Genomic DNA, 22977 nt, shown 5'->3' on the forward strand with positions numbered 1-22977 from the left:
GCTGTTCGGCTCGAAGAAGCTGCCGGAGGCCGCTCGCGGGCTCGGCAAGTCGATGCGCATCCTCAAGAGCGAGGCCAAGGCCATGAAGGACGACGACAGCGCAGGCGACACGGTGCGCTGAGACCCGTTCGTCCGCGCCGGTCAGGGGCTGGCGACGTCGAAGCCGTACCGCAGCGGCTCGTCGTTCACGGTGTAGTCCCGGCGGTAGAGGTGCACCGCTTCCGCGCGCACACCGGGCGGCGAGGCCTCGACCTGGCAGGGGTACGTCACCTGGATCACGCGCGGCCGGCCGGAGACCTTCATCCGCACTCCGTCCGCGGGCCCGCCCTCGAGCACCGCGATCTCCCAGCCCGTCACGTCGGTCATCTCCACGGAGAACATTTTAGGCCTTGCGCAAGTAACCCTGGGTGTGCGATGGGTCTCGGCCCGCCTGCCCGGCAGGACTTGGCGGACATCCGCGCACGCAGGGCGAATCGCCGGGCACATCGGCCCGATGTGACGGCTGTTACATTCGGCATCGTGTCGAACGAGCCGGCCTCCGCCGCTCCGCACCGGGCACCGGACGCGGAGCGGTGACCACGCGGGCGGCCCCGGCCCGGCGGATGTGGCCGCTGTACGCGGCCGGGTTCACCACCGCCTTCGGCGCACACGGCATCGCCGCCAGCCTCGGCGGTGCATCCAAGGACGCGGTCACCTCCCTGCTGGTGCTGGGCGGGCTGCTCGCCCTCTACGACGGCGCCGAAGTGCTCCTCAAGCCGGTCTTCGGCACCCTCGCCGACCGTGTCGGCGCCCGCCCCGTGCTGCTGGGCGGGCTCGCCGGGTTCGCCCTCGCGTCCGCGCTCTACGTCGCCGCGGACAGCCCCGGCTGGCTGTGGGCGGCCCGGCTCGGGCAGGGAGCCGCGGCCTCCGCCTTCTCGCCGTCCGCCTCCGCCCTGGTGGCCCGCCTCAACCCGGCCGCCGAGCGCGGCCGCGCCTTCGGCGGTTACGGCTTCTGCAAGTCCGTCGGCTACACCCTGGGCCCGCTGCTCGGCGGCGTCCTCGTGTGGGCCGGGGGCCTGCGGCTGCTGTTCGCCGTCCTGGCGGTGCTCGGCGCGGCGGTCGCCGTCTGGGCCGCGCTCGCCGTCCCCGTCGTACCCCCGCTGCCCAAGGCCCGGCAGACGGTGCTGGACCTGGCCCGGCGGCTCGCCGACCCGGCGTTCCTCGCCCCGACCGGCGCGCTCGCCGCGGCGACCGCCGCCCTCTCGGCCGGTGTGGGTTTCCTGCCCGTCTCCGGCCGCGCCGCCGGACTGGGCACGGTGGCCACCGGGGCCGCGGTGTCGCTGCTCGCCGCCTGCGCCGCCGTGGTGCAGCCGCGCGCCGGGCGGGCCCTGGACGAAGGGCGCCTCACGACCCGGTCCGGACTCGCCGCGGGACTCGCGGTCAACGCGGCCGGCCTGTTCTCGGCGATGCTGCCGGGACTCACCGGCATCCTCGTGGGCGCCGCCCTGATCGGCCTCGGCACGGGCCTGATCACCCCGCTGGGCTTCGCCGCGCTGGCCTCCTCGACGCCCCAGGAGCGGCTGGGCCAGACCATGGGCGCGGCGGAACTGGGCCGCGAACTCGGCGACGCGGGCGGGCCGTTGCTGGTGGCCGCGGTGGCCTCCGGTGCTTCGCTGCCCTACGGCTTCGGCGCGCTGGGAATTCTCGTGGGGGCGGGAGCGGCGGTGGCGTTCGTCCGCCGCGGCCGAGCGTCCTGAAGGGGTGCCCCAGCAGGGCAGGTCGAGCGTCACCGTCGCCCCGCCCGCAGAGTTCTCCGCGCGCGCCGTGCCCCCGTGCGCCGCGGCCGCCGCCTGCACGAAGGCGAGCCCCAGGCCGGACCCCTCGCTGGTGCGGCTCGCCTCGGCACGGGCGAAGCGGTCGAAGGCCCGGGGCAGGAACTCCGGCGGGAAGCCCGGCCCCTCGTCCGTGACGGACAGCCGCAGCCTGCCCTCGTGGACTGCGGCCGTGAGCCGGACGGTCCCGTGTCCGTGGCGCAGGGCGTTGGCGAGGAGGTTGCCGATGGCGGGCACCAGCCAGCGGGCGTCGACGTCGACGGTGGTGTCCGCCGCGTCGCAGGTCAGGGCACGCCGGCCCGCTCGGCGGTGCGGGCCGGACTCGGTGAGGTAGCGGACGACGCCGCGGCCGTCACCTTCCTCACCGCCCTCTCCCCGCACCGGGCCGAGGACTACCGGTGGATGCAGGACGAGGTCCTCTACTCCCGCCTCTACACGGCCGGCCACGTCTCCGGCGACCTCACCGCCGGAACCCTCCTCGGCGACCTGATCGGCGACTACGAACTCACGGTCAGCGGCCACTGACCCACGCCCACCGCCTCGCCGCACTCACTGGGGCTTCGGCCTGTGGGCGGCGAGGCGTTCGCGTGCCTCGGTGTAGGTGTCCGCGTCGATCTCACCCGAGGCGAAGCGCCGGTCGAGGATCTCCTCGGGCGTCTCCCGCGGCTGCCACCCCGGACCCGGCCCGCTGTCCCGCCCCGTGGAGTGCTGCGTGAGCCGGAACACCGCCCACACGACGAGACCGAGCAGCACGATCCACACGATGGGCATGAAGGCCATGAAGGCCCAGCCACCGCCATGCCAGTACCACACTGTGCCCACCTCCCGGGGAGGCTCTCTCCTCCCACTGTCCCTCGCCCCACTGCTCCCCGCAGCGGATCACCTGCCCCCCCCGGCGGGCCTCCCCGCTCCCCGGGGCTCCCCGGGCCTTTCCGGCACAGGTGGCGAAACCTTGGACAGCTGCTGGGCGCGCGCTCTCCGTCTGCTGGGCGGGCTCTCGACAGCGTCTTCCCAGGGTCGTTCCCGTCCCCCGGTGGTCCGGCTCCCGGATCCCCGAACCCCCGACATCCGGAGACGGGTTCATGCGTACCCTGGCCCGCCTGGAGAGCGGCGCGACCACCCCGGAACCGGTCGACCCGGACACCGTCATCGCCGACCGCGTCGCCATGTGGGAGTCGCTGGCCGCCGAACAGTACGTGGCCCTCGCCGTCACCGGCCGCCCCGCCGGCCGGGTCTGGGCGCTCCCCGGGGCGCTGGACCAGATCATCGACAACCTGGTCGCCAACGCCCTGCGGGTCTCCCCGCCCGGCACCACCATCACCCTCCATCGCGCGCCCGGCTCCCGCAACGACGGCACCGGGCTCGGTCTGCGCATCGTCCGCCACCTCGTCCGCGCCTCCGGCGCGGACATCGGCCTGCACCCGGCCCCGGGCGGCGGCCTGGATGCCGCCGCGCGCTTGCGCCGGACGACAGGGAGGCCGAGACACAAGGGAGTTGACACCGTCAGGGCGTGACGCCAGAGTCCCGGCTGATGGACATGAACGATCTTTCGCCTGCCGAACTGAGAGTCTGGCGTGCCTTTTCCCGGGGCACGGCGGTGGACTTCCGCACGTCGGAGAACGAGGACCCGGCCCAGGGGGAGGACCGGGGCCCTGAACGGACCGTCCGGGCAGCGGTGTTGCGCGCGCTTCTCCTGGGCGGACCGCAGGACGACGGGGAGATAGCCGCCCTCAGACTGGACGGCGCGCGCATCACCGGCGTGCTCGACCTGCAGTACGGCACGGTCGACCGTCTCGTACGGCTGCGCCACTGCTTCTTCGAGGACGTGCCCCAGTTGTACGCCTCCCGGCTCCGCGAACTGGACCTCACCGGCTCGGTGATGCCCGGCCTGGCCGCCGCCACCATGCGGGTGGAGGGCATCCTGCACCTGACGCGCTGCCGGTTCGGTGGGCCGGTTCGGCTCGGCGGGACGGAGATCGGCGGGCCGCTCTTCCTGAGCGGTGCCGAGATCGTCCCGCCGGACACCGCGTGGCCCGCGCTCCGGCTCAGCCACGCGACCATCGGCGACGACCTCTGGGCTCCCGGACTTCGGACGCACGGGGAGGTGACGCTCAACAGCACCTCGATCGCCGGCTCGGCCAGCCTCGACGACGCACGGCTCAGCCATCCGGGCAACGTCGCCCTCGACGCACAGACACTGCTCGTGGACGGCGACTTCCACATGCGGCACGTACGCACGGAGGGCTGGATCGGCCTGCGCGGCGCCCGCATCACCGGGCGGCTCGACCTGTCGTACGCGTCCCTGTCCAATCCCGGCGACGCGGCCCTGCGCGCGAGCAGCTGCACCGTCGGGGAGCTCTGGCTGCGCAAGAGCCCGCCCATGGAGGGCGCGCTGAACCTGCGACGGGCCCAGATCGAGGTGCTGTTCCTGGACCCGGAGGCGGTACCGGCCGACGTGTTCCTCAGCGGCCTCGTCTACACCGCCCTCACACCGCACGAGCCCGCCGAACGCCGCCTGCCCATGCTGGAGCGCGACGGCGAAGGCTACGTCCCCGACGCCTACGAACAGTTGACCGCCGCCTACCGCCGCTCGGGCGACGACCACGCAGCCCGTCTCGTCCAACTCGCCAAGCAGCGCCGCCTGCGCGGGACCCGTGCCTGGTACGGGCGCCTGTGGGGCTATGCCCAGGACGCCACCGTCGGCTACGGCTTCCGTCCGCTGCGCGCCTGCGCCTGGCTGCTGTCCCTGCTGGCCGTCGGCTCGGTCGCGTACGCACTGCACCACCCCCGCCCCCTCAAGGCGTCCGAGGCCCCGCACTTCAACCCGGTCTTCTACACCCTCGACCTGCTGCTGCCCGTGATCTCCTTCGGCCAGGAAGAGGCCTTCGCGCCGGACGGCTGGTACCAGGCACTGTCCTACGCCCTCATCGTCACCGGCTGGATCCTTGCCACGACGGTCATCACCGGCGTGACCAGGAACGTCAGCCGCCAGTGACGGCAGTGCCGCACGAAGCCGGGCGACCGTCCGCCCGCTGCCCACGACATGACAGCGCTCGCGAAGGCGCGCAAGCTGGGAGGAGTGCAGGGCGGACGTTCCCGGCCGGAACGTCCGCGGAGTTCGTCGGGTGCCGCGGGTTCGTCGGGTGCCGAGAGACGAAGGGTCACTCATGCCGCGATCCATGCGCGCGCTCGTGGCCGGACAGGTCGGCGAGCCGAACGACGTCCTGCGGCTGGAGTCCCGGCCCGTCCCCACGGCGGAGGCCGGCCAGGCGCTGATCCGTGTGAGGGCGACTCCGATCCACGCCAGCGATCTGCACGTGCTGCGTGGTCGCTACGGTTTCTCCCCCGAGTTCCCCACCGTCGGCGGGCACATGGAATGTGTGGGCCGCATCGAGGCCCTGGGTCCGGACACCGGGGGACTGAAGACCGGCGAGCGCGTGGTGGCCGTTGCCGTCCCGGCCGTACCCGGGCCGAGGGTGTCCGGCACCTGGCAGGAATACCTTGTCGCCGATGCCCACCGGCTGCTGCCGGTCCCCGACCGTCTGAGCGACTCCAGCGCCTGCCAGCTCGCCGTCAACCCGCTGACCGCGCTGCTCCTGGTGACCCGCGAACTCGACGTACAGCCGGGAGAGTGGCTGTTGCAGACGGCGGCGGGCTCCACCGTCGGCCGGCTCGTCATTCAGCTGGCCGGGCATCTGGGTATTCGCACGATCAACGTGGTCCGGCGTCGTGCTGCCGTCGAGGAGATCGAGGCGCTCGGTGGCGACGAGGTCATCTGCACCGAGGACGAGGACCTGGTGCGGCGTGTGACGGAGATCGCCGGACCGGCCGGCGTGCGCAAGGCCGTCGACTGTGTCGCGGGCCATGTGGGCGCCCAGGTCTCCCAGGCATTGGCTCCAGGTGGAGAGACGGTGGTCTACGGCGCTCTCTCCACCCATCGGCAGACCGACCCCGCGGCGCTGGCGATTCCGCTGTCGGCGCGCTCGGTCATCTACGAGACCAAAGTGGTCCGTGGCTTCTGGCTGAACCGCTGGTTCGGCACCGCCTCACCCACGGATGCGCTGCGCGCGCTGTCCGAGGTCCGCGGCCTCGTCGCCGATGGAGTGCTGAGCATCCCCGAGGGCCGGCCGTTCCCGCTCGAACGCTTCGCCGAAGCTGTCGCGTTCGCCGAGGCGCCCGGCCATGGGGCCAAACCGCTCTTCGTCTTCGACGACGAGGCACCGCAGTGACCCCCGGGCCGCAGTACTCAGGAGCAGAGATTCACGTGCCGTACGGCCAGGACGTGCCCCGCCGCGTCGATGAGCCGGCTGCGGGAGAGGTGTCCGCCGGCCACCGCGTTGGTGATCGCCGTCGCGATCGCGGACGTCTGGGAGCCGACATTGCTCCCCAGGTCGAACAGGACCATGTCGGCACCCGAGCGCAGGGCCTGGACGGCGGCGGCGGGGACGCTGTAGCCGGCGGCGGAGATCGCCTTGGCGCTGAGGGAGTCGGTGAGCACCAGCCCCTTGAAGCCCAGCCGGCCGCGCAGCACGGTGTTGATGTCGGTCGGTGACAGGCTCGCCGGATTGGTGCCCAGGCCCGGAACGATGTTGTTGGAGACCATGACGGCCGGGGCGCCGGCCTTGATGGCCGCTGTGAACGGCGGGACGGCCACCTTCTGCAGGGTGGACCAGGGCAGGGTGCGGGCGGGGCCGAAGTCGGAGTTGTAGCTGGAGCCGCCGAGGCCCGGGAAGTGCTTGACGACGGGGATCACCTGTCCGGCGCGCAGCCCGTTCATGTACGCGACGCCGTCCTTGGAGACCACCGAGGTGCTGCCGCTGAAGGACCGCCATCCGTCGGGGTTGGTCTTGCTGGGGGCCTCGTTCCTGCCGTCGACGTCGACCACCGGTGCGAGGTCCATGTTCACCTGGGCGGCCGACATCCTGGCGGCGACCTTCGTGACGTTCTGCTGGATCTGGGCCGGGGTCCAGTGCGCGCCCATGTACGCGGGCCAGGGCAGGGATCCGACGAGGTTCGCCATGCGCTGGATGCCGCCGCCCTCCTCGTCGGTCATCACCAGCAGGCCCAGGTGGCCGGGTACGTGGCTCTTCAGGGTGGTCAGCCGGGAGCCGAGGTCGGACGGTGCCTTGCTGCCGAACAGGATCACACCGCCCGCACCGGCGCTCACCTCGGAGGTGGCATCGGACACCGAGGTCTCCGGCACCGGGACGGCGATGGTCAGCATGGCCAGCCGGCGGTTCGACCACCCGGCCAGCTTCGCGCTGTTCGTGCAGGCGGCGGCTGTGGCGCGGTCCGGAGCGGAGGACGTCGCTGCGGGGGTGTGCGTACTCCAGCCCGCCAGGAGCATCGCCGCCACGGCGGTGGCGCCCAGTCGTCTTGCGTTCCCGGCTCCGCTGGGGAGCCGCGGCGGTGCTGTCGTGCTTCTGCGGTCACGGTACGACGGGAGTGTCATCACCTGGCCTCCTTCGGAAAGTCGCGACGGTGCCCGTCGCGCTGAGGGCCGTAGGAGCTGATGTGGGCTCTACGAAGCGTGAGATGCGCTCCAGCCTGCATTTGTTCGAGGCTCCGCGGTAGGCCTGCTACCAGAATCTCGCGTCTCGGAGCCGACCGAAAACGCAGCCGGCGTGAGCGGGCCCCCACAACTGTCGGCCGGACGGCCATTGAGGTGCGCTGGGCAGGCCGGTCGGCGTCCCGGCCGTGGTCGCGAGCGTGTCGCGACAGTCCACCGTGGCCGCCCTTGTTACTGTCCACTTTGCGTAAATGATCAATAAAGACCGATTTGCGACCGTCAGTGGTCGAGAGGACACGGACCATGAACGACTTTTCCCGTCGGGGAGTGCTCAAGGCGACGGCGGTCGCAGGTGCCGGCGCGGTCGTCGCGTCGGGCGCCGCGGCCGCCGCAGCCCCTGGTGCGAGTGCCGTGACCGGGGTACCCGGGAACGAGGTGTCCGGGACGCATTGCGGGCCGGCCAAGCTGACCGGCCGGATCGTCCGCCCCGAGGACTCCGGGTACACGGACGCGCGCCTCGGCTGGGACCAGCTCTTCTCCCACTACCCGCTCGTCATCGTCTTCGCCCAGAACACCCAGGACGTGGTCAACGCCCTGACGTGGGCGCGGCAGAACGACGTGGCGGTGCGGATCCGGAGCGGCCGCCACGCCCTGGAGGGCTGGTCGAACGTCGACAGCGGCCTCGTGATCGACATCAGCGAACTGAAGTCGGTCCACATCGACACCGCCTCCCGCATCGCGACGGTGGGTTCCGGACTCAACCAGCTGGAAGCGGTGACCACCCTCGCGAAGCACAACTTCGCGGTGACAACAGGGACCGAAGGCAGTGTGGGCCTCTCCGGCGCCACGCTCGGCGGCGGCTTCGGCTTCCTCACCCGCTGGCTCGGCATGGCCTGCGACAGCCTGATCGGCGCCGAGATCGTCGTCGCCGAGGGCGGCGAGTGCGCCAAGGTCATCAAGGCCGACCTGAACCACAACTCGGACCTGCTCTGGGCGCTGCGCGGAGCGGGCAACGGCAACTTCGGCATCGTCACCTCGCTCACCTACAAGCTGGCCCCGCTGAAGAGCGTCACGTATCTGCAGGCCACGTGGGACGGAACCGGCGACCTGCGCAGGCTCTTCGAGGCCTACCAGCGCACCGCGCCGCACACCGACGCCCGCCTCGGCACCCAGCTCGAAGCCCACCCGAACCAGACCCTGCTGTTCGGGGTTCTCCCCGAAGGAACGCCCGCGGAGGCGAAGAAGCTGCTGGCCCCGATCCTGTCGATCGGCAGCCCCAAGGTCACGACGCAGGTGGGCAACTGGGGCGACGTCTACGCGGGATTCCAGGTCCCGATCGAGATCGAACCCGCGAACTGGAAGTTCTACTCGCAGTTCACCCGGAAGCCGTTCCCGACCAAGGCGATCGACATCGTCTCCGCGTTCATCAAGGACGCCCCCACGGACGACAGCAACTACTTCCTCCAGGCGTTCGGCGGGAACGTCAGGAAGAGCCCCCGCGGCGGCACCGCGTTCCCGCACCGCGACGCGCTCTTCTACGCCGAGCCCGGCGTCGGCTGGGGCAAGCGCAGTCACCAGCCGGGCATCTGCGACCCGCTCACCCCGCGGGCCCAGGCCTGGATCGCCGAGTTCAGCCAGGCACTGCGCCCCTACGTGAACGGCGCCTACGTCAACGTGCCGAACATCAGCCTGCAGGACTGGGAGACCGCCTACTGGGGATCCAACTTCGACCGGCTGCGCAGGATCAAGACGAAGTACGACCCGCACAACGTCTTCCAGTACGACCAGAGCATCCCGCCCGCGTCCCGCTGACCGAGCAGGCCTGAGCCCTGGTCAGAGGGCCTGGTGCGCAAGTCGCACCAGGCCCTCTGACGTGCGTCAGCAGTCGTCATTGGTCGTCGCCGGTTGTCGCGGGAGGCCCCGGAGGTTCCCGACTTGGGCCCCGGACATCGCACGCCGGGCGTCCGGCCGTGCTGTCGGAAGCGGCTTGTATCCTGCACGCATTCGACGATCGGACGATCACGGATACGGGCATGCGGGCACGGGGCGGGTGTCCAGGGGCGGGAGCGCGGGGATTTCGATGAGTGGCGCACATCCGATACAGAGCCATGGACCGGGCCTCTCCGTCGGCGCGCGCATCATCGCCGTGGTCGTCCTCACCGTGATGGGGGCCGTCGGCGCCTGGCTCCAGCACGACGCTCCCGGCCGGAGTGCGGAGCCGCGTACGGAGTTCACCGCGCACAACCCGCCCGCCGGTCTGCCCACCGCGCTCACCACCGGCCAGCACCTCCACTGGTCCAGCTGCACCACGCCGCCCACCGCGCGCACGGGCTACGACTGCGCCACCATGAAAGCCCCCCTCGACTACCGGAAACCGGACGGCAGGACGATCGACGTCGCCCTGATCCGCCGCAAGGCCACCGGCCCGAACACCCGGCGCATCGGCTCGCTCGTCCTCAACTTCGGCGGCCCCGGTGTGTCCGGCGTGAGCGGACTGCCCGAACTCCTCAACCAGTACGAGCCGCTCCTCGACCGCTACGACCTGGTCTCCTTCGACCCGCGCGGCGTCGGCGCGACCATCCCCGTGCGATGCGGGAAGACGGCGGACGACATCGGCTACGACGGGGCCGCCGCCTGCGCCGAGCACTCCGGGGCGCTCCTCCCGTACATCGGCACCTCGCACACCGCGCGCGACCTCGAGCTGATGCGCTACCTCCTCGGCGACGAGCGGCTGCACTACTTCGGCGTCTCGTACGGAACGGCGCTCGGCGCGGTCTACGCCCACCTGTACCCGTCGCACGTCGGACGGCTCGTCCTCGAAGCGTCCGTCGATCCGACCGAGGACCTCGACGAGAAGATGCTGTCGCAGGTCAAGGCGGTCCAGGCGGCGTTCGACCGGTTCACCGCGCACTGCGCGGCCCGTATCCGCCACTGTCCGACCGGTGACGGGCCCGAGGAGGCCGCGCGGCGCATGACGCGCCTGGCCGACCGCCTGAAGAAGAAGCCCGCCCCGGCCGGTGCCGGAAGGAGCCTCGACGCCGACGACCTCGCGTACGCCATCAGCGACCATCTCCGCCTTGGCGCGGACGGCTGGGCGTCGCTCGCCAAGGCCCTCACCGCGCTGATCGACCACAACGACGGCCGTCCGCTGAGCAAGGGCGCGGACGACATCGGCTCCGCCGACAGCGCGGCGACCCCGCGCGACAAGAGCCGCGCCGCCCGGACCGCGATCACCTGCGCGGACTCCAGCCTGCGCCCCGGCTTCGAACGCCTCGACCGGGACGAGGCCCGCATCAAAGCCGCCTCACCCGTCTTCGGCACAGCCTGGTCCACCGGCGTTTACCTCTGCTACGAGTGGCCGTTCGACGGCGAGCGCGCCACGCTCCAGGTGAACGCCGACGGCGCGGCCCCCGTCCTGGTGGTCGGCGGCACCGGCGACCCGATCACCCCCTACCCCGGCGCCCGCCACATGGCCCGCGCCCTGGGCGACGACGTCGGCGTCCTCCTGACGGCCCAGGAGGACGGCCACGGCACATACCCGCAGAACCGCTGCGTCAGGGAGAGGGTCGACCACTACCTCCGCACGAGCCGCACCCCGGCCCCGGGGACGGTGTGCCGGGGCAACATGTCCTGAGGCTCGTACGGATCCGCCGGGCGGCTCAGCAACAGCGCGGTTCGGCTGATGGCCGGCACCGTCGTCGCGGTCCGTCCGATCCTCGGCCGACGAAAGCCCGCCACGACGGTGCGTCAGTCGACCGACCAGGCGCGGGCATCCAGGGCTGGATCCAGGCCTCACCTGCGGCGGAGGGACGTAGACGCTTGGTGGACTGCGGATGGGGTTCCCCGCACGATCCGGTACGCGTCTGGCACCAGGTGGCCGACGTGGACGTAGTGTTCGACACGGTGGGCGGCGACACCCAGACCCGCTCATGGGGCGTTCTGCGGCCGGGCGGCGTCCTTGTCAGCATCGTCGCGCCCCCCGACCCCGGCGCGGCTCAGGACCCTGCCACACGCGGAGTGTTCTTCATCGTCGAGCCGGACCGTGACGGACTCGACTCCATCAGCGAGCTGATCACGAGTGGACGGCTGAGCCCGCAGATCGACCGGGGCGTTGCCCTCACGCAGACCCGCGCCGCGTACGAGGCGCTTGAGCAGGAGCACCCTCGAGCCAGAAGCCGAGGGGGTTCATCGGCCGCTGGGAGCAGGTCCTGCGCCTCAGACGGGCCTCGCGCCCGTGCAGGGGTGCCGCCCCTCCGCCTGCGATCGACGTCGTCCCGCGAGCAGTTCGCGTCAGCGGTCGGCGGCGATCGAAGGAGTGGGTACCGGTACGGGGCTCGTGCCGCCGTAGGGAGTGCAGTTCATCTGCTCGTTGTCGTGCATCACGCACGCCCGGGTGTCGGCGGGCCGGGACAGTGGCACCATCAGCGTGGCGACGTACCTCTGCGTGGATGCCGCGTCGGCGATGGTCACGATGCGGCCGCGTACACCGTCGGTCTCCACCCACACCCGGTCGCCCACGGCGGACCCGGAGATGCGTGCCCATGCCGCGTCGCAGCCGTCGCTGATCCTCAGTTCCAGGTACGCGCCGTCCGCCGGCAGGGCGGCAGAGGTCCAGGCGTCGGGGGCGCAGTGCAGCGCCAGCGGATCCTTGCCGGTGCAGTCCCCGCCCCGGCAGGTGACGAAGGACGCCGTCGGGTCCGGACGCGTGTCGTCCGCGGTACGGAGCCGGGCCACCAGCGGCACGGCCGCGAGCGCCACGGCCAGGACGCCGACGGCCGCGAACACCCCCGGTCTCGCCAGGCGCCGAAACCGGTCCCTTTCCGGTTCTGCCGGGTCCGGGGGCGGGTCCCGTTCTGCCGGGTCCGGGTCCGGGGCCGGTTCCCGTTCTGCCGGGTCCGGCCCCCGTTCCGCCCGTTCCGGTTCCGCGGGCGGCCCGGTCGGCATCGGGCGCTTCGTCGTTCCCTGCCGCGCGGCCTGGGTGGGTGTCTGTTCCGAGGTCAGGGCGGTCCTGCCGCTCCAGGCGTCGTCCGCCTGCTGCCAGAGCACCGACAGCGGATCCGGTTCTTCTCCGGCCAGCCGGGCCAGCGCCTCCGCGGCATGCCTCGGCGGCAGTTGCCTGCCGTTGAGATACCGGTCCCACGACGACTTGCTGTAGGGCGTCTTGTTTCCCAGCGCCACCAGGCTCAGCCCGGTGCGGTCCTTCAGGACCCGCAGTCGGACGACCAGCCGCAGTACGGCCGGATCGAGTCCCTCCGGCAGCGGTTTCCATCTCGCCACTGCTCAGCGGCCCTCGTCCGCCGTGGCCGCGGAGGCGGTCGGCTCCCGCAGCGCGGCCCAGGTGTGCGGGCCGATGATCCCGTCGACGACCAGGTGCGAGGATCGCTGCAACTGCTTCACGGCGGCCTCGGTGCGCTCGCCGAAGACGGCGTCGACCGGACCGGGTGAGATGCCGTGACGGGCGAGGAGGCACTGGGCCTCGGCCACCGCCATATGCACGCTGCCGAACTCCAGCAGCGTGGTTGTGGTGGTGCTCTGCCCGGCGTAGAGACGACCGTCCCGGGTCGTGTACCGGCAGGAGTAGCTGCGGGCCGTCGCGGTGGCCGGTGCCGCAACGGCGGTGGCTGCCGGACCTGCCGTCCGGCCGTCGAGCGGTCCGACGGCGGCGACGGCCAGTGCGCCGATGACGGCTCCCGCCGCGGTCGCCGCGATGAGCGCCGCACGCCGCCGCAGCGGGCCGGGTCTTCGCACCGCGCCTGCCTCTTCCCCGGCAGAGGCCATGAGCCGGCCGGCGCCGGCCGGTCCCTGCGCCGTGCTCGCCGGGAGGGCCCGCGACAGGAGGCCCAGCAGCCGGTCCGTGTCCGCTCCCGTGAGCGCGGCGAACTCGATGACCGCCTGCTCGGGGGGCAGTTGCCGGCCCGTGAGGAACCGATCCCACGACGGCCTGCCGTACGAGGTTCCGTCTGCGAGCACCTTCGGACCGATCCCGGACCGGTCCCTCGCCTCCTGCAACTCGGCGACGAGTTCCGCGGACGCGTCCGCGGTGGACCGTGCGTCGCGCGGCAGCGAGGATTCCTGCTCCCCCATCCCCCACCCCTCTTCTCTCCCCGGTCCCGAGGAACACAGGGCGCAGAGGAGCCGCGCAGGACGAGCACCGGGACCGCCCGGATCCCGTCCCCCGCGCCGAACTCTCTTTTCCCCACCCGGACCAGCGCCAACAGCGCATCGCATTCTACGACCGCGATCACACGAGATGCCGCGCGGCCGGGTGACGAACGCGGCGGCGGCCGCAGGCGCGGCCGCCGCCGTGCGGGACGGGGAACCGGGTGGTCAGCCCAGGAAGACGCGCAGCGCCGGCCAGCTCTCCGGGCCCGGGCGGCCGTCCACGGTGACGTCGGGGGAGAATTGGCCGTTGTACCACCGCTGGTAGTTCTTCATCGCCGACTGGGAGTTGGCGCCGAAGACACCGTCGACGGTCCCGGGGTCGAACCCGGCCGACTTCAGCAGACACTGGGCTTCCTTGCCGGCTTCGGTCACCGAAGTGGACGAAGGGACGACCGTGTTGCCGCTGTAGTAGCCCGCGTAGAGGACGTTGCCCTGGTTCGTGTAGTGGCAGGTGTACGTCTGGGCCTGCGCGGCCGGGGCGGCGGCCACACCGCCGCCGAACAGCGCCGCTGCCGTCGCGAGGACAGCGATGCGCCTGCGTGCATGCATCGATGGTTCCTTTCCGCGGCGCCGAAGCGCCGGATACACAGGGATGGTTCTGATCGCCGCCGGCTTTCTCACCCTGCCGTTCCCTGCCGATGTTCCGCCAGCCGTCGCCGTCCCTCGATTTCCCACGACGTCCCACGCCGTCACCTGCGGCGGCGAGCGGAGCCGACCCGTCCGCCGGACGCGCCCTAGTCCGGGGCCTGGCTTCTCGAACGAGCAGAGCCCGGGTGGCGGGTTACCTGCAGCGGGCGGGACGATGAGGCGGCCCGGAGGGTGCTCAATGCACAGATGCCGACGGCTCCCTAATGCCGAGCACCGCTGTAGGAGTTCGATCCCGCTCCGGCGCAGCTGCGGTCCACCGCGCGCGCAGGTGTCGGACGTGACTGCCGAATGTCGCGGCTGTCCGCCCTCGTTGATGTCACCGCTGGATGTCAGCGGAACAGCTCCGGCGCCGGGCAGACCTCCCACGGCTGTCGTGGTCGGTTGGCGTCGCGCGGCCTCGTACGGCCCATAGACGGCCGACTTCACCCTGAGTTCCTCCGCCGGGCTGGGCTGGAGGTCGACCCGGCGGAGGTGGCGGAGTCGCCGTGGATCGACTGGCGCGGAGTGGGGCCTGAGCGCTGGGGGCCGGAAACGATCAGTTGATCGCCCCGCGGCTTCTGCCAACGGAGCTCACCGCGCTCGTCACGGTTCCACGTGATGACACCTTTCCCGCCGGGTGTAGCCCCCGGGAACGTCCACGCTGACGGATTCCCAGAAGGGCTCGGACTCCCGGAAGTGCCCGCCTCCCGTGTGCCACTGGAGCCCGGGATAGACGCGGCGCAGAGACCGGAGGCGGCTGAGGCCAGGCCGCAGCGCTTGTAGCCCTCATAGGGGTAAGGCGATTCCACCCAGCCGATCTTGCATTGATCGCACACCACGTACTCGACCTCGAAAGCCAGTTCGGATCCGTGGTAGGCCGCTCGGATGCGCCAACCTGTGCGCTCATAGTGCCCGGCGGGCCGGTCGACCCAGGGTTTCGGCGGGGTGGCGGTCGGGTCGAAGCGGTAGGACTCGGGGGACGCCCATCGGCGGAATCGGTCATGCCAGGTCGGCTTGTCCGGCCACGTCCGCACCCACTGCACATGGTCAGCGAACTGCGCCATGACACGGGCCACCGCTTCCTTCTCCGCCACCGACTCCCCTTCCGTCTCTTCCAGTCTCCGCTCCGTTCGAGTTGTCCATGCGGCTGACGGCGGGTGAACGCGTATGCCGTGTCGGCTGTATGGGCTTCGGCCGGCGATGCGCAGTTGCATGCGGCCGATCTCCACGCTGCCGGACCCTGGCCGCCACACCGGCGCCGGAGCACATGACCAGTCCGGTACGTCGGGCAGCGGTGCCTTCAGCACCTCCTCGCCCATCCCGTGACTGGCGCCTGCGCACACGCAGTCGGAGGACGCCCCTTCGCGACGCACGTGCCGAGTGGCGCCGCGCGCAAGCCGCCGCCGACTCGCAGGCCAAGCAGGACACAACTCTCGTCCTCGCCCACTGGGTCTACGCCGGGACCGGCCTCACCGACGCCGAAGCCTGGCTGGCCGAATCCCTCGAACCCGCGCCCGGAACAGAAGGAGAACCAACGCATGCGTGACGACGAGCTGTTGACCGTGGCCGATGTCATGGCTCGCCTGAAAGTCGGGCGGTCGACGGTCTACGACCTGATCCGCACCCGGCGCCTGCCTTCCGTCGCCATCGGCCGGTGCCGGCGCATCCCAGCTTGCGCCCTGGGCGAGTTCATCGCCGGACAGATGGAGCGTGCGGCCTGATGACCAAGCGTCGGAGCCGCGGTGACGGCGGCCTGCACTGGGATGAGAAGCGGCAGCGGTGGATCGCCACGGCGAACCTCGGCTTCGATCCGAGCGGCAAGCGGATCGTGAAGCGGGGGAGCGGCAAGACCAAGACGGAGGCGAAGAACAAGCTCAAGGAGGTGCTGCGGGATCACGAAGACGGCCTTGCCATCGCGCCCACCAACTACACGGTCAAGGACGCCGTGGCTGACTGGCTGGAGTTCGGATTGGCAGGCCTCGACCCCAGCACCGTCGAGACGGTCGCGCTCCTGAGCCGGAATCACGTCATCCCGTCTCTCGGCGCGCGCAAGCTGCGTGACCTGAGCGCGGAGGACGTAGATCGCTGGCTGGCCACCAAGGCCGAATCACTCAGCACACGCACGCTTCAGGGGATTCACTCCTGCCTCAACCGCGCGGTCAAACGGGCCATGGCGCGGGACAAGGTGAAGCGCAATGTCGTCGAATTGTGCTCGGTGCCCCAGGGGCAGGGCGGGTGGCCGTCCAAGGCGCTCACGTTCGCCCAGGCGGACGCCGCGCTCAAGGGCGCTGAGGGAACCTCGATGTACGCGTACATCGTCGTCGCGCTCCTGACCGGCGCCCGTACGGAAGAACTCCGGGCTCTCACCTGGGACCACGTCTTCCTGAAAGGCCGGCCGGACCTCGACCCGCCGCAGCCTCCGCACATCGCGGTCTGGCGGTCGGTGCGGAGGAGTGGGGACACGAAAACCCGGAAGTCCCGGCGCACGCTCGCTCTGCCGGCGCGCTGCGTGGATGCCCTCTGGCAGCAGTTCGAGGATCAGGGGTGGGACCGGCTCGCCGCTGATGAGGAGTGGGAGGAACACGGCCTGGTCTTCTCGTCGGCCATGGGCAAGCCGCTTGATGCCGCCAACGTCCGCCGTGCCTTCCGCCAGGCGCTCAAGGGGATCGACGGGATCAATGCCGACGAGTGGACTCCGAGGGAGCTGCGGCACAGCTTCGTGTCCCTGCTGTCCGACCGGGGCGTCCCACTGGAGGAGATCTCCCGGCTCGTCGGGCACTCGGGTACGGCCGTGACCGAGGAGGTCTACCGGAAGCAGATTCGGCCCGTGATCCAGACCGGCGCCGTGGTCATGGACGGCATCTTCGGCACGCAGGAACGGCGGCCGTAGGCACGCGGGAAGCGGTAGTCACGCAGATAGACACGCAGGCAGAAACAAGAAGACCACCTAGGAACGTTCCTAGGTGGTCCACCTGATGTTACGGCTGTCGGGGTGGCGGGATTTGAACCCACGACCTCTTCGTCCCGAACGAAGCGCGCTGCCAAGCTGCGCTACACCCCGATGTCGCTGCTTGTCGCGGCGACGTCGTTTACTTTAGCCCACCGGTGGCCGGAGACGAAATCCGGTTTAGGCGCCGTGGCGGACCGGGGTCGGGCGGGTGTGGTCCAGGGCGACCAGGAGGACTGCCAGGGCGTACATCGCGAGCCCGACGAGGAGGGCGTTCGCCAGGGTGCTGCGGTAGCCGTGGGCCTCGACGTCGAGGAAGGGATAGAGGTAGCGGGCGGGGGTGGCCGGGGCGACGAAACCGGCCCGGATCAGAGAGAAGGCCAGGTAGGCCAGGGGGTAGAGGAGCCAGCCCGCCGCCTGGCGGAGATGCAGGCGGGCCGCCGGGGTGAGCAGGAGCCAGTCCAGGACGGCCGCCAGGGGGACCACCGTGTGGAGAAGCTGAAGGGCTGCCCACTGGGCGTGCCAGCGGGCCGGGGGCGCGGTCGCGTCCGTCATGGAGAACGGGGGCGTCGTGTGCGCGAGGAGCAGGTGGTAGACCAGCGCGGTGATCACGGCGTAGAGAAGTGTGGCGCCAGTCACGGACGAGGGGAGCGGGCGGCGTGCCCGCCAGGCCCTGGATGCCGACAGGAGCATGACCACTGCCAGCAGGATGCTGCTCTGGACGCTGAAGTAGCTCAGGGTCCGGGCGGGGCCGCCCAGCAGGAGTTGCAGGGCGACACCGGCCGCCGCGACGAGGGCGGTCAGGAGGCGGAAGATCGCTGCCAGGGGGCGGCGGGCCGGGGCGACCACCGCCGTGGCCGGGACCGGGGCGGGCAGCAGGAGAGGCGGGCCCGGGATCGCGGGCAGGTCCGGGATCTCCCTGGGTATGGGGGCGGTCATGCCCCCACGCTAGGCAGGGGGTATGAAAGGGGCCATTCGGGCTACTCCAGGCGGGTTACCCCGGTCCCGGGATGCCATCAGTGACCTCGCTGGTGACCTCGGTGCCGCCAGGTTCCCCGAGGGGACAGCCCCCGGCTCCCTTACTCCCGCCCCACCAACGTCAGCAGCGTCGCCTCCGGAGGGCAGGCGAAGCGGACGGGGGTGTAGCGGTTCGTCCCGCACCCCGCCGACACGTGGAGGTAGGACGTACGGCCCTCCGCCGTGTGCGTGGACAGGCCCTTCACGCGGTCCGTGTCCAGGTCGCAGTTGGTGACCAGGGCGCCGTAGAAGGGGATGCACAGCTGGCCGCCGTGGGTGTGGCCGGCCAGGACCAGGGGGTAGTCGTCCGCCGTGAAGGAGTCGAGGACGCGCAGGTAGGGGGCGTGGACGACACCCATCGAGAAGTCGTGGGTGCCGGAGGGGCCGCCTGCCACCCGGGCGTAGCGGTCGCGCTTGATGTGGGGGTCGTCCAGGCCGGTCAGCTCGATCGACATGCCGTCGATCTTCAGCGCACCGCGCGTGTTGGTCAGGTTCAGCCAGCCCGCCGCGTCGAAGCCGTCCCTGAGGTCCTCCCAGGGGTTGTGGATCACGCCCACCGCCGGGGCGTTGCCGTTCAGGCCGTGGCGGCCGCTGGCCTTCTCCAGCAAGTAGCGGGCGGGGTTCTTGGGTTTGGGGCCGTAGTAGTCGTTGGAGCCGAAGACGTACGCGCCCGGGAACTCCATCAGCGGGCCGAGTGCGTCGAGGACCTCGGGGACGCCCTCGGGGTCCGACAGGTTGTCGCCGGTGTTGATCACGAAGTCGGGACGCAGGCCCGCCAGCGCCTGCAGCCACCGCTGCTTCTTGCGCTGGCCGCCGACCATGTGGATGTCGGAGACCTGGAGCAGGCGCAGCGGGCGCATACCCGGCGGGAGGACCGGGACCGTCACTCGTCGGAGGCGGAACGAGCGGGCCTCGAAGCCCGCCGCGTACGCCAGTCCGGCGGCACCTGCCGCCATGATTCCCAGGGGTACTCCGTATCGCGCGCGCATATGACCATCGTGTCAGACCACGCCGGCCCGTCGAGACCGGCCGCCGTGTGACCGATGGGCCGGCCGCCGCGTAAATGCACGGGCGCCCCCGCCGTCGTACCTGAGACAATCGGCCGCATGACCACCACGCTCAAGTCGAAGCTGCACGCCGACCTCAACGCCGCGATCAAGGAGCGCGACGAGCTCCGCTCCTCGACGCTCCGGCTGACGCTCGCCGCGATCACCAAGGAGGAGGTCGCGGGCAAGGAGAAGCGCGAGCTCTCCGACGACGAGGTGCAGAAGGTGATCACCCGCGAGGCGAAGAAGCGCCGTGAGGCGGCCGACGCCTTCGCGCAGGGCGGTCGTCCCCAGCAGGCCGAGCGGGAGCAGGCGGAGGGCGAGGTTCTCGCCGCCTACCTGCCCAAGCAGCTGTCCGACGACGAGCTGAACGCGATCGTCGCCCAGGCCGTCGGGGAGGCGAAGGCGGCCGGTGCCGAGGGACCACGGGCCATGGGTGCCGTCATGAAGATCGTGAACCCGAAGGTGGCCGGCCAGGCCGAGGGCGGCCGTGTCGCCGCCGTGGTGAAGAAGCTCCTCCAGGGCTGAGAACCGGAAACAGAGACGTACGAGTACGGCGGCGGGGCCGCACCTCCATCCGGGAGGTGCGGCCCCGCCGCCGTGCCGGGTGAGGCCTGCCGGGGCTAGCCCCGCGTGCCCCCGTTCCTGTTGTTCCCGCCGTTGGTCTGTCCCTCGATGAAGTTGCCGGGGAGGGAGATCGTCGGCGTGGGGAAGGTGCCGCCGTCGGTGCCGCCCGTGGCGCCTCCGCCGGTCGTGCCCCCGTCAGTGAGGCCGCCGATCAGTCCGCCGATCAGCCCGCCCGTGTTGTCCCCGTTCTTGCCGCCGTCGTTCCCCCGGCCTTTTCCCCGGCCTTTCCCGTTGATGTCGTCGTCGGGGATGTCGATCAGGTTGAAGTCCGGGGCCGCCTTGCCCGCCAGGGCACCGGTCATGGCGTCCTTCCAGATCGGGCCGGGGACCTGACCGCCGAAGACGAGATCGTGGTAGACCCCGCCGATGCTGATCCCGGTCATCTTCACGTTCTGCCTGGCGCTGCCGACCCAGACCGCACCGGCCAGGTTGGGCGTGTAGCCGACGAACCAGGCGTTCTTGCGCTCGTCCGTCGTACCCGTCTTGCCCGCGCTCTCCCGGTCGGTCAGGCCCGCCTGCTGGCCGGTACCGGAGTCGACCACACCGCGCAGCAGGGTGTTGACGGTGTCGGCGGTCTTCTCGCTCATCGCGCGCGAGCAGGTCGACTTGGGGACCTCGAGCGACTTCTGCTCGTTGCCGATCTTCTGGGTGATCGACTCGATGGCGATCGGGGTGCAGTACATGCCCCGCGCGGCGAAGGTGGCGTAGGCGTTCGCCATGGTCAGCGGGGAGAGGCCGATCGAACCGAGGGCGATCGAGGGGGTCTCCGGGAGCTTCGAGCCGTCACCCTGCACCACGTGCAGCGCGTCGGTCATCTTCACCACCGGGCACAGACCGATGTCGGAGATCAGCTGCACGAAGTAGGTGTTGATGGACTTCGCCATCGCCTCCTTCATGCGGTACGGGCCCTTCTCGGACTCGTTCTCGTTCTCTACCGTCTCGCCCTTGGTGTTGACGTAGGGGCTGCTGCTGCACCGCTGGACCGGGCTCGGGTAGTTCATCTTGTACGGCGCCGAGTACGCCTGCGTCGCCGGCTTGCCGCCCTCGATCGCGGCCGCCGCGACGAACGGCTTGAACGTCGAACCGGTCGGGAAGCCGTAGTTGGAGCCGCCCATGTCCCGGTTGACCGAGAAGTTGTACTCGGTCTCGTTGTTGCCGTAGCCGAAGGGCTTCGACTGGCCCATCGCCAGGACCTTGCCGGTGCCGGGCTCGACCAGGGTGGCCGCGGCCGCGACGCTGTCGGACTTGTAGACGTGTTCCTTCAGGGAGGCCCGTACGGACTCCTGCGCCTGCGGGTCCATCGTCGTGCGGATGGTGAGGCCGCCGCGGTTCCAGAGCTGGGCGCGCGCCTCGCGGGTCTTGCCGAAGGTCGGGTCGGTCAGGAACACGTTCTCGACGTACTTGCAGAAGAACGCGGCGCTCTTGGTGGCGGTGATGCAGCCGTTCTTCGGCTGGCTGACGTGCAGGCCGAGCGGCTTCTCCTTGGCGCGGTCGGCCTCCGCCTGGGAGATGTCACCGAGCTCGGCCATGCGCTGCAGGACGGTGTTGCGCCGCTTGGTGGCCTCGGCCTCGTCGTTCACCGGGTCGTAGCGGCTCGGGGACTGGACGATGCCGGCCAGCAGCGCCGACTCCTGCACGTTCAGGTCCTTGGCGTGCTTGGAGAAGTAACGCTGGGAGGCGGCCTCGACGCCGTAGGCCTGCTCGCCGAAGAAGGTGATGTTCAGGTAGTTCTCGAGGATCTTCTTCTTGCCCAGCTTCTCCTCGATCTGGATCGCGTACTTCAGCTCGCGGACCTTGCGCCCGAGGGTCTGCTGGGTGGCCTCGGCGACCTTGGTCGGGTCGTCGCCGGCCTCCTCGATGAAGTAGTTCTTCACCAGCTGCTGGGTGAGCGTGGAGGCGCCCTGGGAGACCCCGCCGCTCTGCGCGTTCTTGTTCAGGGCGCGCAGCACGCCCTTGAGGTCGATCGCGCCGTGCTTGTAGAAGCGGGAGTCCTCGATCGCGACGATCGCCTTCTGCATGTACGGCGAGATGTCCTTGAGGTCCACCACCGTGCGGTCACGGGAGTAGACGGTCGCGAGCTGGTTGCCCCGGCTGTCCAGTATGGTCGTGCGCTGGCTGAGCTGGGGGCTCTTGAGGTTGGCCGGGATCTCGTCGAAGCCCTTCACCGAGCCCTTGGCCGCGAGTCCGAGCGCACCGGCAGCGGGCAGCGCGATGCCCGCCATCACGGCTCCCGCGAGCACACTGACACCGAGGAACTTGGCGGCCTGCTGCGTTGCCGACAGGCCACCGCCCGAGCGCTTCTTTGGCATGGGGGCAGCCTAAACCGTTGTGATGAGCGTTCCATCACGGCACGGCAAAGCAGAACGCGTTCCTTCTCATTCGCCGGACATGCGCGCAGGCCTTGGCCTAAGCTGCTCTCAACTGTCACAGCAGTGCGGCCACGTATCAATACGTCCGACGACCCCGAATCGTTCCGGAAGTACCCCGACTTTCTGGTGGGGACGTGTCCGAATCCGCCTTGTGTGTCACCTGGCGCCCGTTGTGGCGCACCACAGCCGTCCCGGTTTGCCGGGATGATCACGCATGTCGCCAGCTCACTCCCGCGGGTGATCTGCCGCTTACCCATAGTCCGTTCGGGCCATTCAAGATTGGGCCCGAAGGGGGTGTTGCGCTGTCCCCGCCTTCCGTAACGTCCTCAACTGGCGGCGGTGAATATGCCGCTGCCGCCGTGGGGGAGCCTCGATTCGGGAGAGGACGGCGCCGGTATGGGCTGGGTAACCGACTGGAGTGCGCAGGCTGCCTGCCGCACTACCGATCCGGATGAGCTGTTCGTTCAAGGAGCAGCACAGAACAGGGCCAAGGCGGTGTGCACCGGGTGTCCGGTACGCACCGAATGTCTGGCTGATGCGTTGGACAACCGTGTGGAGTTCGGCGTGTGGGGAGGTATGACGGAGCGGGAGCGCCGCGCACTGCTGCGCCGGCGGCCCACCGTGACCTCCTGGCGCAGGTTGTTGGAAACCGCCCGCTTGGAGTACGAGCGTGGCGTCGGCATCGTGCCCCTCGACAGCGACGAGGTGTACGAGCACTATGCGGCGGTGAGCTGAGGGCATTGCCCCCGGCGTGTATCCAGGGGCCACTCCGACCGGCCATGAGGCATGGGAAGCAACGGTCGGACGTGTGTCTCGGGGCACACCCGCTGAGAACACCTGCTGTGCGTGGGCGTGCCCTCGG

General features: G+C 70.7%; 20 protein-coding genes, 1 tRNA gene and 4 pseudogenes. 14 read left to right on the plus strand and 11 right to left on the minus strand.

What is annotated here, in order from left to right; genetic code table 11:
* Position 1 precedes the first annotated feature (1 nt).
* A pseudogene (locus tag AC07DS_RS43830) lies at positions 2-112 on the plus strand (twin-arginine translocase TatA/TatE family subunit); the annotation flags it as partial.
* Between the two features lie 29 nt (positions 113-141).
* Here the strand turns inward: AC07DS_RS43830 and AC07DS_RS43835 are convergent.
* Positions 142-381, minus strand: a complete 240-nt coding sequence (locus AC07DS_RS43835; protein ID WP_479154324.1) for a hypothetical protein — start codon at positions 379-381, stop codon at positions 142-144.
* Between the two features lie 221 nt (positions 382-602).
* On the opposite strand from AC07DS_RS43835, the gene AC07DS_RS43840 reads away from it, so the two are divergent.
* Entirely contained in the window at positions 603-1736 is a 1134-nt protein-coding gene (locus AC07DS_RS43840) for an MFS transporter (protein ID WP_479154363.1), read from the plus strand.
* A gap of 75 nt (positions 1737-1811) precedes the next feature.
* Here AC07DS_RS43840 and AC07DS_RS43845 read toward each other — a convergent pair.
* Positions 1812-2048, minus strand: a pseudogene (locus AC07DS_RS43845) (sensor histidine kinase); the annotation flags it as partial.
* Here AC07DS_RS43845 and AC07DS_RS43850 point away from each other — a divergent pair.
* Positions 1971-2336 carry a hypothetical protein gene (locus AC07DS_RS43850; RefSeq protein WP_479154325.1) on the plus strand — a complete coding sequence of 122 codons (366 nt, stop codon included), beginning with the start codon at positions 1971-1973 and terminating at the stop codon, positions 2334-2336. The pseudogene AC07DS_RS43845 and the gene AC07DS_RS43850 overlap by 78 nt on opposite strands.
* A 24-nt stretch (positions 2337-2360) precedes the next feature.
* Here AC07DS_RS43850 and AC07DS_RS43855 read toward each other — a convergent pair whose 3' ends face one another.
* Positions 2361-2624: an SHOCT domain-containing protein gene (locus AC07DS_RS43855; RefSeq protein ID WP_479154326.1), complete on the minus strand. Its 264-nt coding sequence runs from the start codon at positions 2622-2624 to the stop codon at positions 2361-2363.
* A 269-nt stretch (positions 2625-2893) separates the two neighbouring features.
* On the opposite strand from AC07DS_RS43855, the gene AC07DS_RS43860 reads away from it, so the two are divergent.
* From AC07DS_RS43860 to AC07DS_RS43870, 3 genes are all read left to right on the plus strand, one after another.
* The gene (locus AC07DS_RS43860; protein WP_479154327.1) at positions 2894-3325 is read left to right on the plus strand and encodes a sensor histidine kinase; all 432 of its coding nucleotides are present in this window, start codon (positions 2894-2896) and stop codon (positions 3323-3325) included.
* A 17-nt stretch (positions 3326-3342) separates the two neighbouring features.
* Positions 3343-4806, plus strand: coding sequence for a membrane-associated oxidoreductase (locus AC07DS_RS43865; protein WP_479154364.1), 1464 nt, complete (start codon positions 3343-3345; stop codon positions 4804-4806).
* A 172-nt stretch (positions 4807-4978) separates the two neighbouring features.
* Positions 4979-6040, plus strand: coding sequence for a zinc-dependent alcohol dehydrogenase family protein (locus AC07DS_RS43870; RefSeq protein WP_479154328.1), 1062 nt, complete (start codon positions 4979-4981; stop codon positions 6038-6040).
* Between the two features lie 17 nt (positions 6041-6057).
* Here the strand turns inward: AC07DS_RS43870 and AC07DS_RS43875 are convergent, their stop codons facing one another.
* Positions 6058-7263: a glycoside hydrolase family 3 N-terminal domain-containing protein gene (locus AC07DS_RS43875; RefSeq protein WP_479154329.1), complete on the minus strand. Its 1206-nt coding sequence runs from the start codon at positions 7261-7263 to the stop codon at positions 6058-6060.
* A gap of 360 nt (positions 7264-7623) precedes the next feature.
* Between AC07DS_RS43875 and AC07DS_RS43880 the strand changes: the two genes are divergently transcribed.
* The 3 genes and pseudogenes from AC07DS_RS43880 to AC07DS_RS43890 form a co-directional block, all read left to right on the plus strand.
* Positions 7624-9132 (plus strand): FAD-binding oxidoreductase, encoded by a 1509-nt coding sequence (locus tag AC07DS_RS43880; RefSeq protein WP_479154330.1) that lies wholly within the window; start codon positions 7624-7626, stop codon positions 9130-9132.
* 268 nt (positions 9133-9400) lie between these two features.
* On the plus strand, positions 9401-10954 hold the full coding sequence (locus tag AC07DS_RS43885) for an alpha/beta hydrolase (RefSeq protein WP_479154331.1): 1554 nt from the start codon (positions 9401-9403) through the stop codon (positions 10952-10954).
* A 248-nt stretch (positions 10955-11202) separates the two neighbouring features.
* Positions 11203-11469: pseudogene (locus AC07DS_RS43890) on the plus strand (zinc-binding dehydrogenase); the annotation flags it as partial.
* A gap of 141 nt (positions 11470-11610) precedes the next feature.
* Here the strand turns inward: AC07DS_RS43890 and AC07DS_RS43895 are convergent.
* From AC07DS_RS43895 to AC07DS_RS43905, 3 genes are all read right to left on the minus strand, one after another.
* Entirely contained in the window at positions 11611-12597 is a 987-nt protein-coding gene (locus AC07DS_RS43895) for a helix-turn-helix domain-containing protein (RefSeq protein ID WP_479154332.1), read from the minus strand.
* A gap of 3 nt (positions 12598-12600) precedes the next feature.
* The gene (locus tag AC07DS_RS43900) at positions 12601-13404 is read right to left on the minus strand and encodes a peptidoglycan-binding protein (protein ID WP_479154333.1); all 804 of its coding nucleotides are present in this window, start codon (positions 13402-13404) and stop codon (positions 12601-12603) included.
* A gap of 243 nt (positions 13405-13647) precedes the next feature.
* A complete protein-coding gene (locus tag AC07DS_RS43905) occupies positions 13648-14031 on the minus strand; it encodes a peptidoglycan-binding domain-containing protein (RefSeq protein ID WP_479154334.1) in 384 nt (127 codons plus the stop codon).
* Positions 14032-15448: 1417 nt separating this feature from the next.
* Between AC07DS_RS43905 and AC07DS_RS43910 the strand changes: the two are divergent.
* The 3 genes and pseudogenes from AC07DS_RS43910 to AC07DS_RS43920 all read left to right on the plus strand — a co-directional run.
* Positions 15449-15655, plus strand: a pseudogene (locus AC07DS_RS43910) (replication initiation protein); the annotation flags it as partial.
* On the plus strand, positions 15648-15830 hold the full coding sequence (locus tag AC07DS_RS43915) for a helix-turn-helix domain-containing protein (RefSeq protein WP_479154335.1): 183 nt from the start codon (positions 15648-15650) through the stop codon (positions 15828-15830). The pseudogene AC07DS_RS43910 and the gene AC07DS_RS43915, both read left to right, overlap by 8 nt.
* Positions 15830-16999 (plus strand): site-specific integrase, encoded by a 1170-nt coding sequence (locus AC07DS_RS43920; RefSeq protein ID WP_479154336.1) that lies wholly within the window; start codon positions 15830-15832, stop codon positions 16997-16999. Before AC07DS_RS43915 ends, AC07DS_RS43920 begins: the two co-directional genes overlap by 1 nt.
* A gap of 97 nt (positions 17000-17096) precedes the next feature.
* On the opposite strand, the gene AC07DS_RS43925 is transcribed toward AC07DS_RS43920, so the two are convergent.
* The 3 genes from AC07DS_RS43925 to AC07DS_RS43935 form a co-directional block, all read right to left on the minus strand.
* Positions 17097-17170: transfer RNA gene (locus tag AC07DS_RS43925), tRNA-Pro, on the minus strand.
* Between the two features lie 66 nt (positions 17171-17236).
* Positions 17237-17995, minus strand: coding sequence for a Pr6Pr family membrane protein (locus AC07DS_RS43930; RefSeq protein WP_479154337.1), 759 nt, complete (start codon positions 17993-17995; stop codon positions 17237-17239).
* Between the two features lie 140 nt (positions 17996-18135).
* Entirely contained in the window at positions 18136-19062 is a 927-nt protein-coding gene (locus tag AC07DS_RS43935; protein WP_479154338.1) for a metallophosphoesterase, read from the minus strand.
* Between the two features lie 117 nt (positions 19063-19179).
* Here AC07DS_RS43935 and AC07DS_RS43940 point away from each other — a divergent pair, with 117 nt between their 5' ends.
* Complete coding sequence (locus AC07DS_RS43940) at positions 19180-19647, plus strand: GatB/YqeY domain-containing protein (protein WP_479154339.1); 468 nt, start codon at positions 19180-19182, stop codon at positions 19645-19647.
* 95 nt (positions 19648-19742) lie between these two features.
* Here AC07DS_RS43940 and AC07DS_RS43945 read toward each other — a convergent pair whose 3' ends face one another.
* On the minus strand, positions 19743-22055 hold the full coding sequence (locus AC07DS_RS43945; RefSeq protein WP_479154340.1) for a transglycosylase domain-containing protein: 2313 nt from the start codon (positions 22053-22055) through the stop codon (positions 19743-19745).
* A 456-nt stretch (positions 22056-22511) separates the two neighbouring features.
* On the opposite strand from AC07DS_RS43945, the gene wblA reads away from it, so the two are divergent.
* A complete protein-coding gene (gene wblA / locus AC07DS_RS43950) occupies positions 22512-22850 on the plus strand; it encodes a transcriptional regulator WblA (RefSeq protein ID WP_023547781.1) in 339 nt (112 codons plus the stop codon).
* Positions 22851-22977 lie beyond the last annotated feature (127 nt).

The sequence above is a fragment of the Streptomyces sp. NPDC044064 genome, assembly GCF_056434245.1.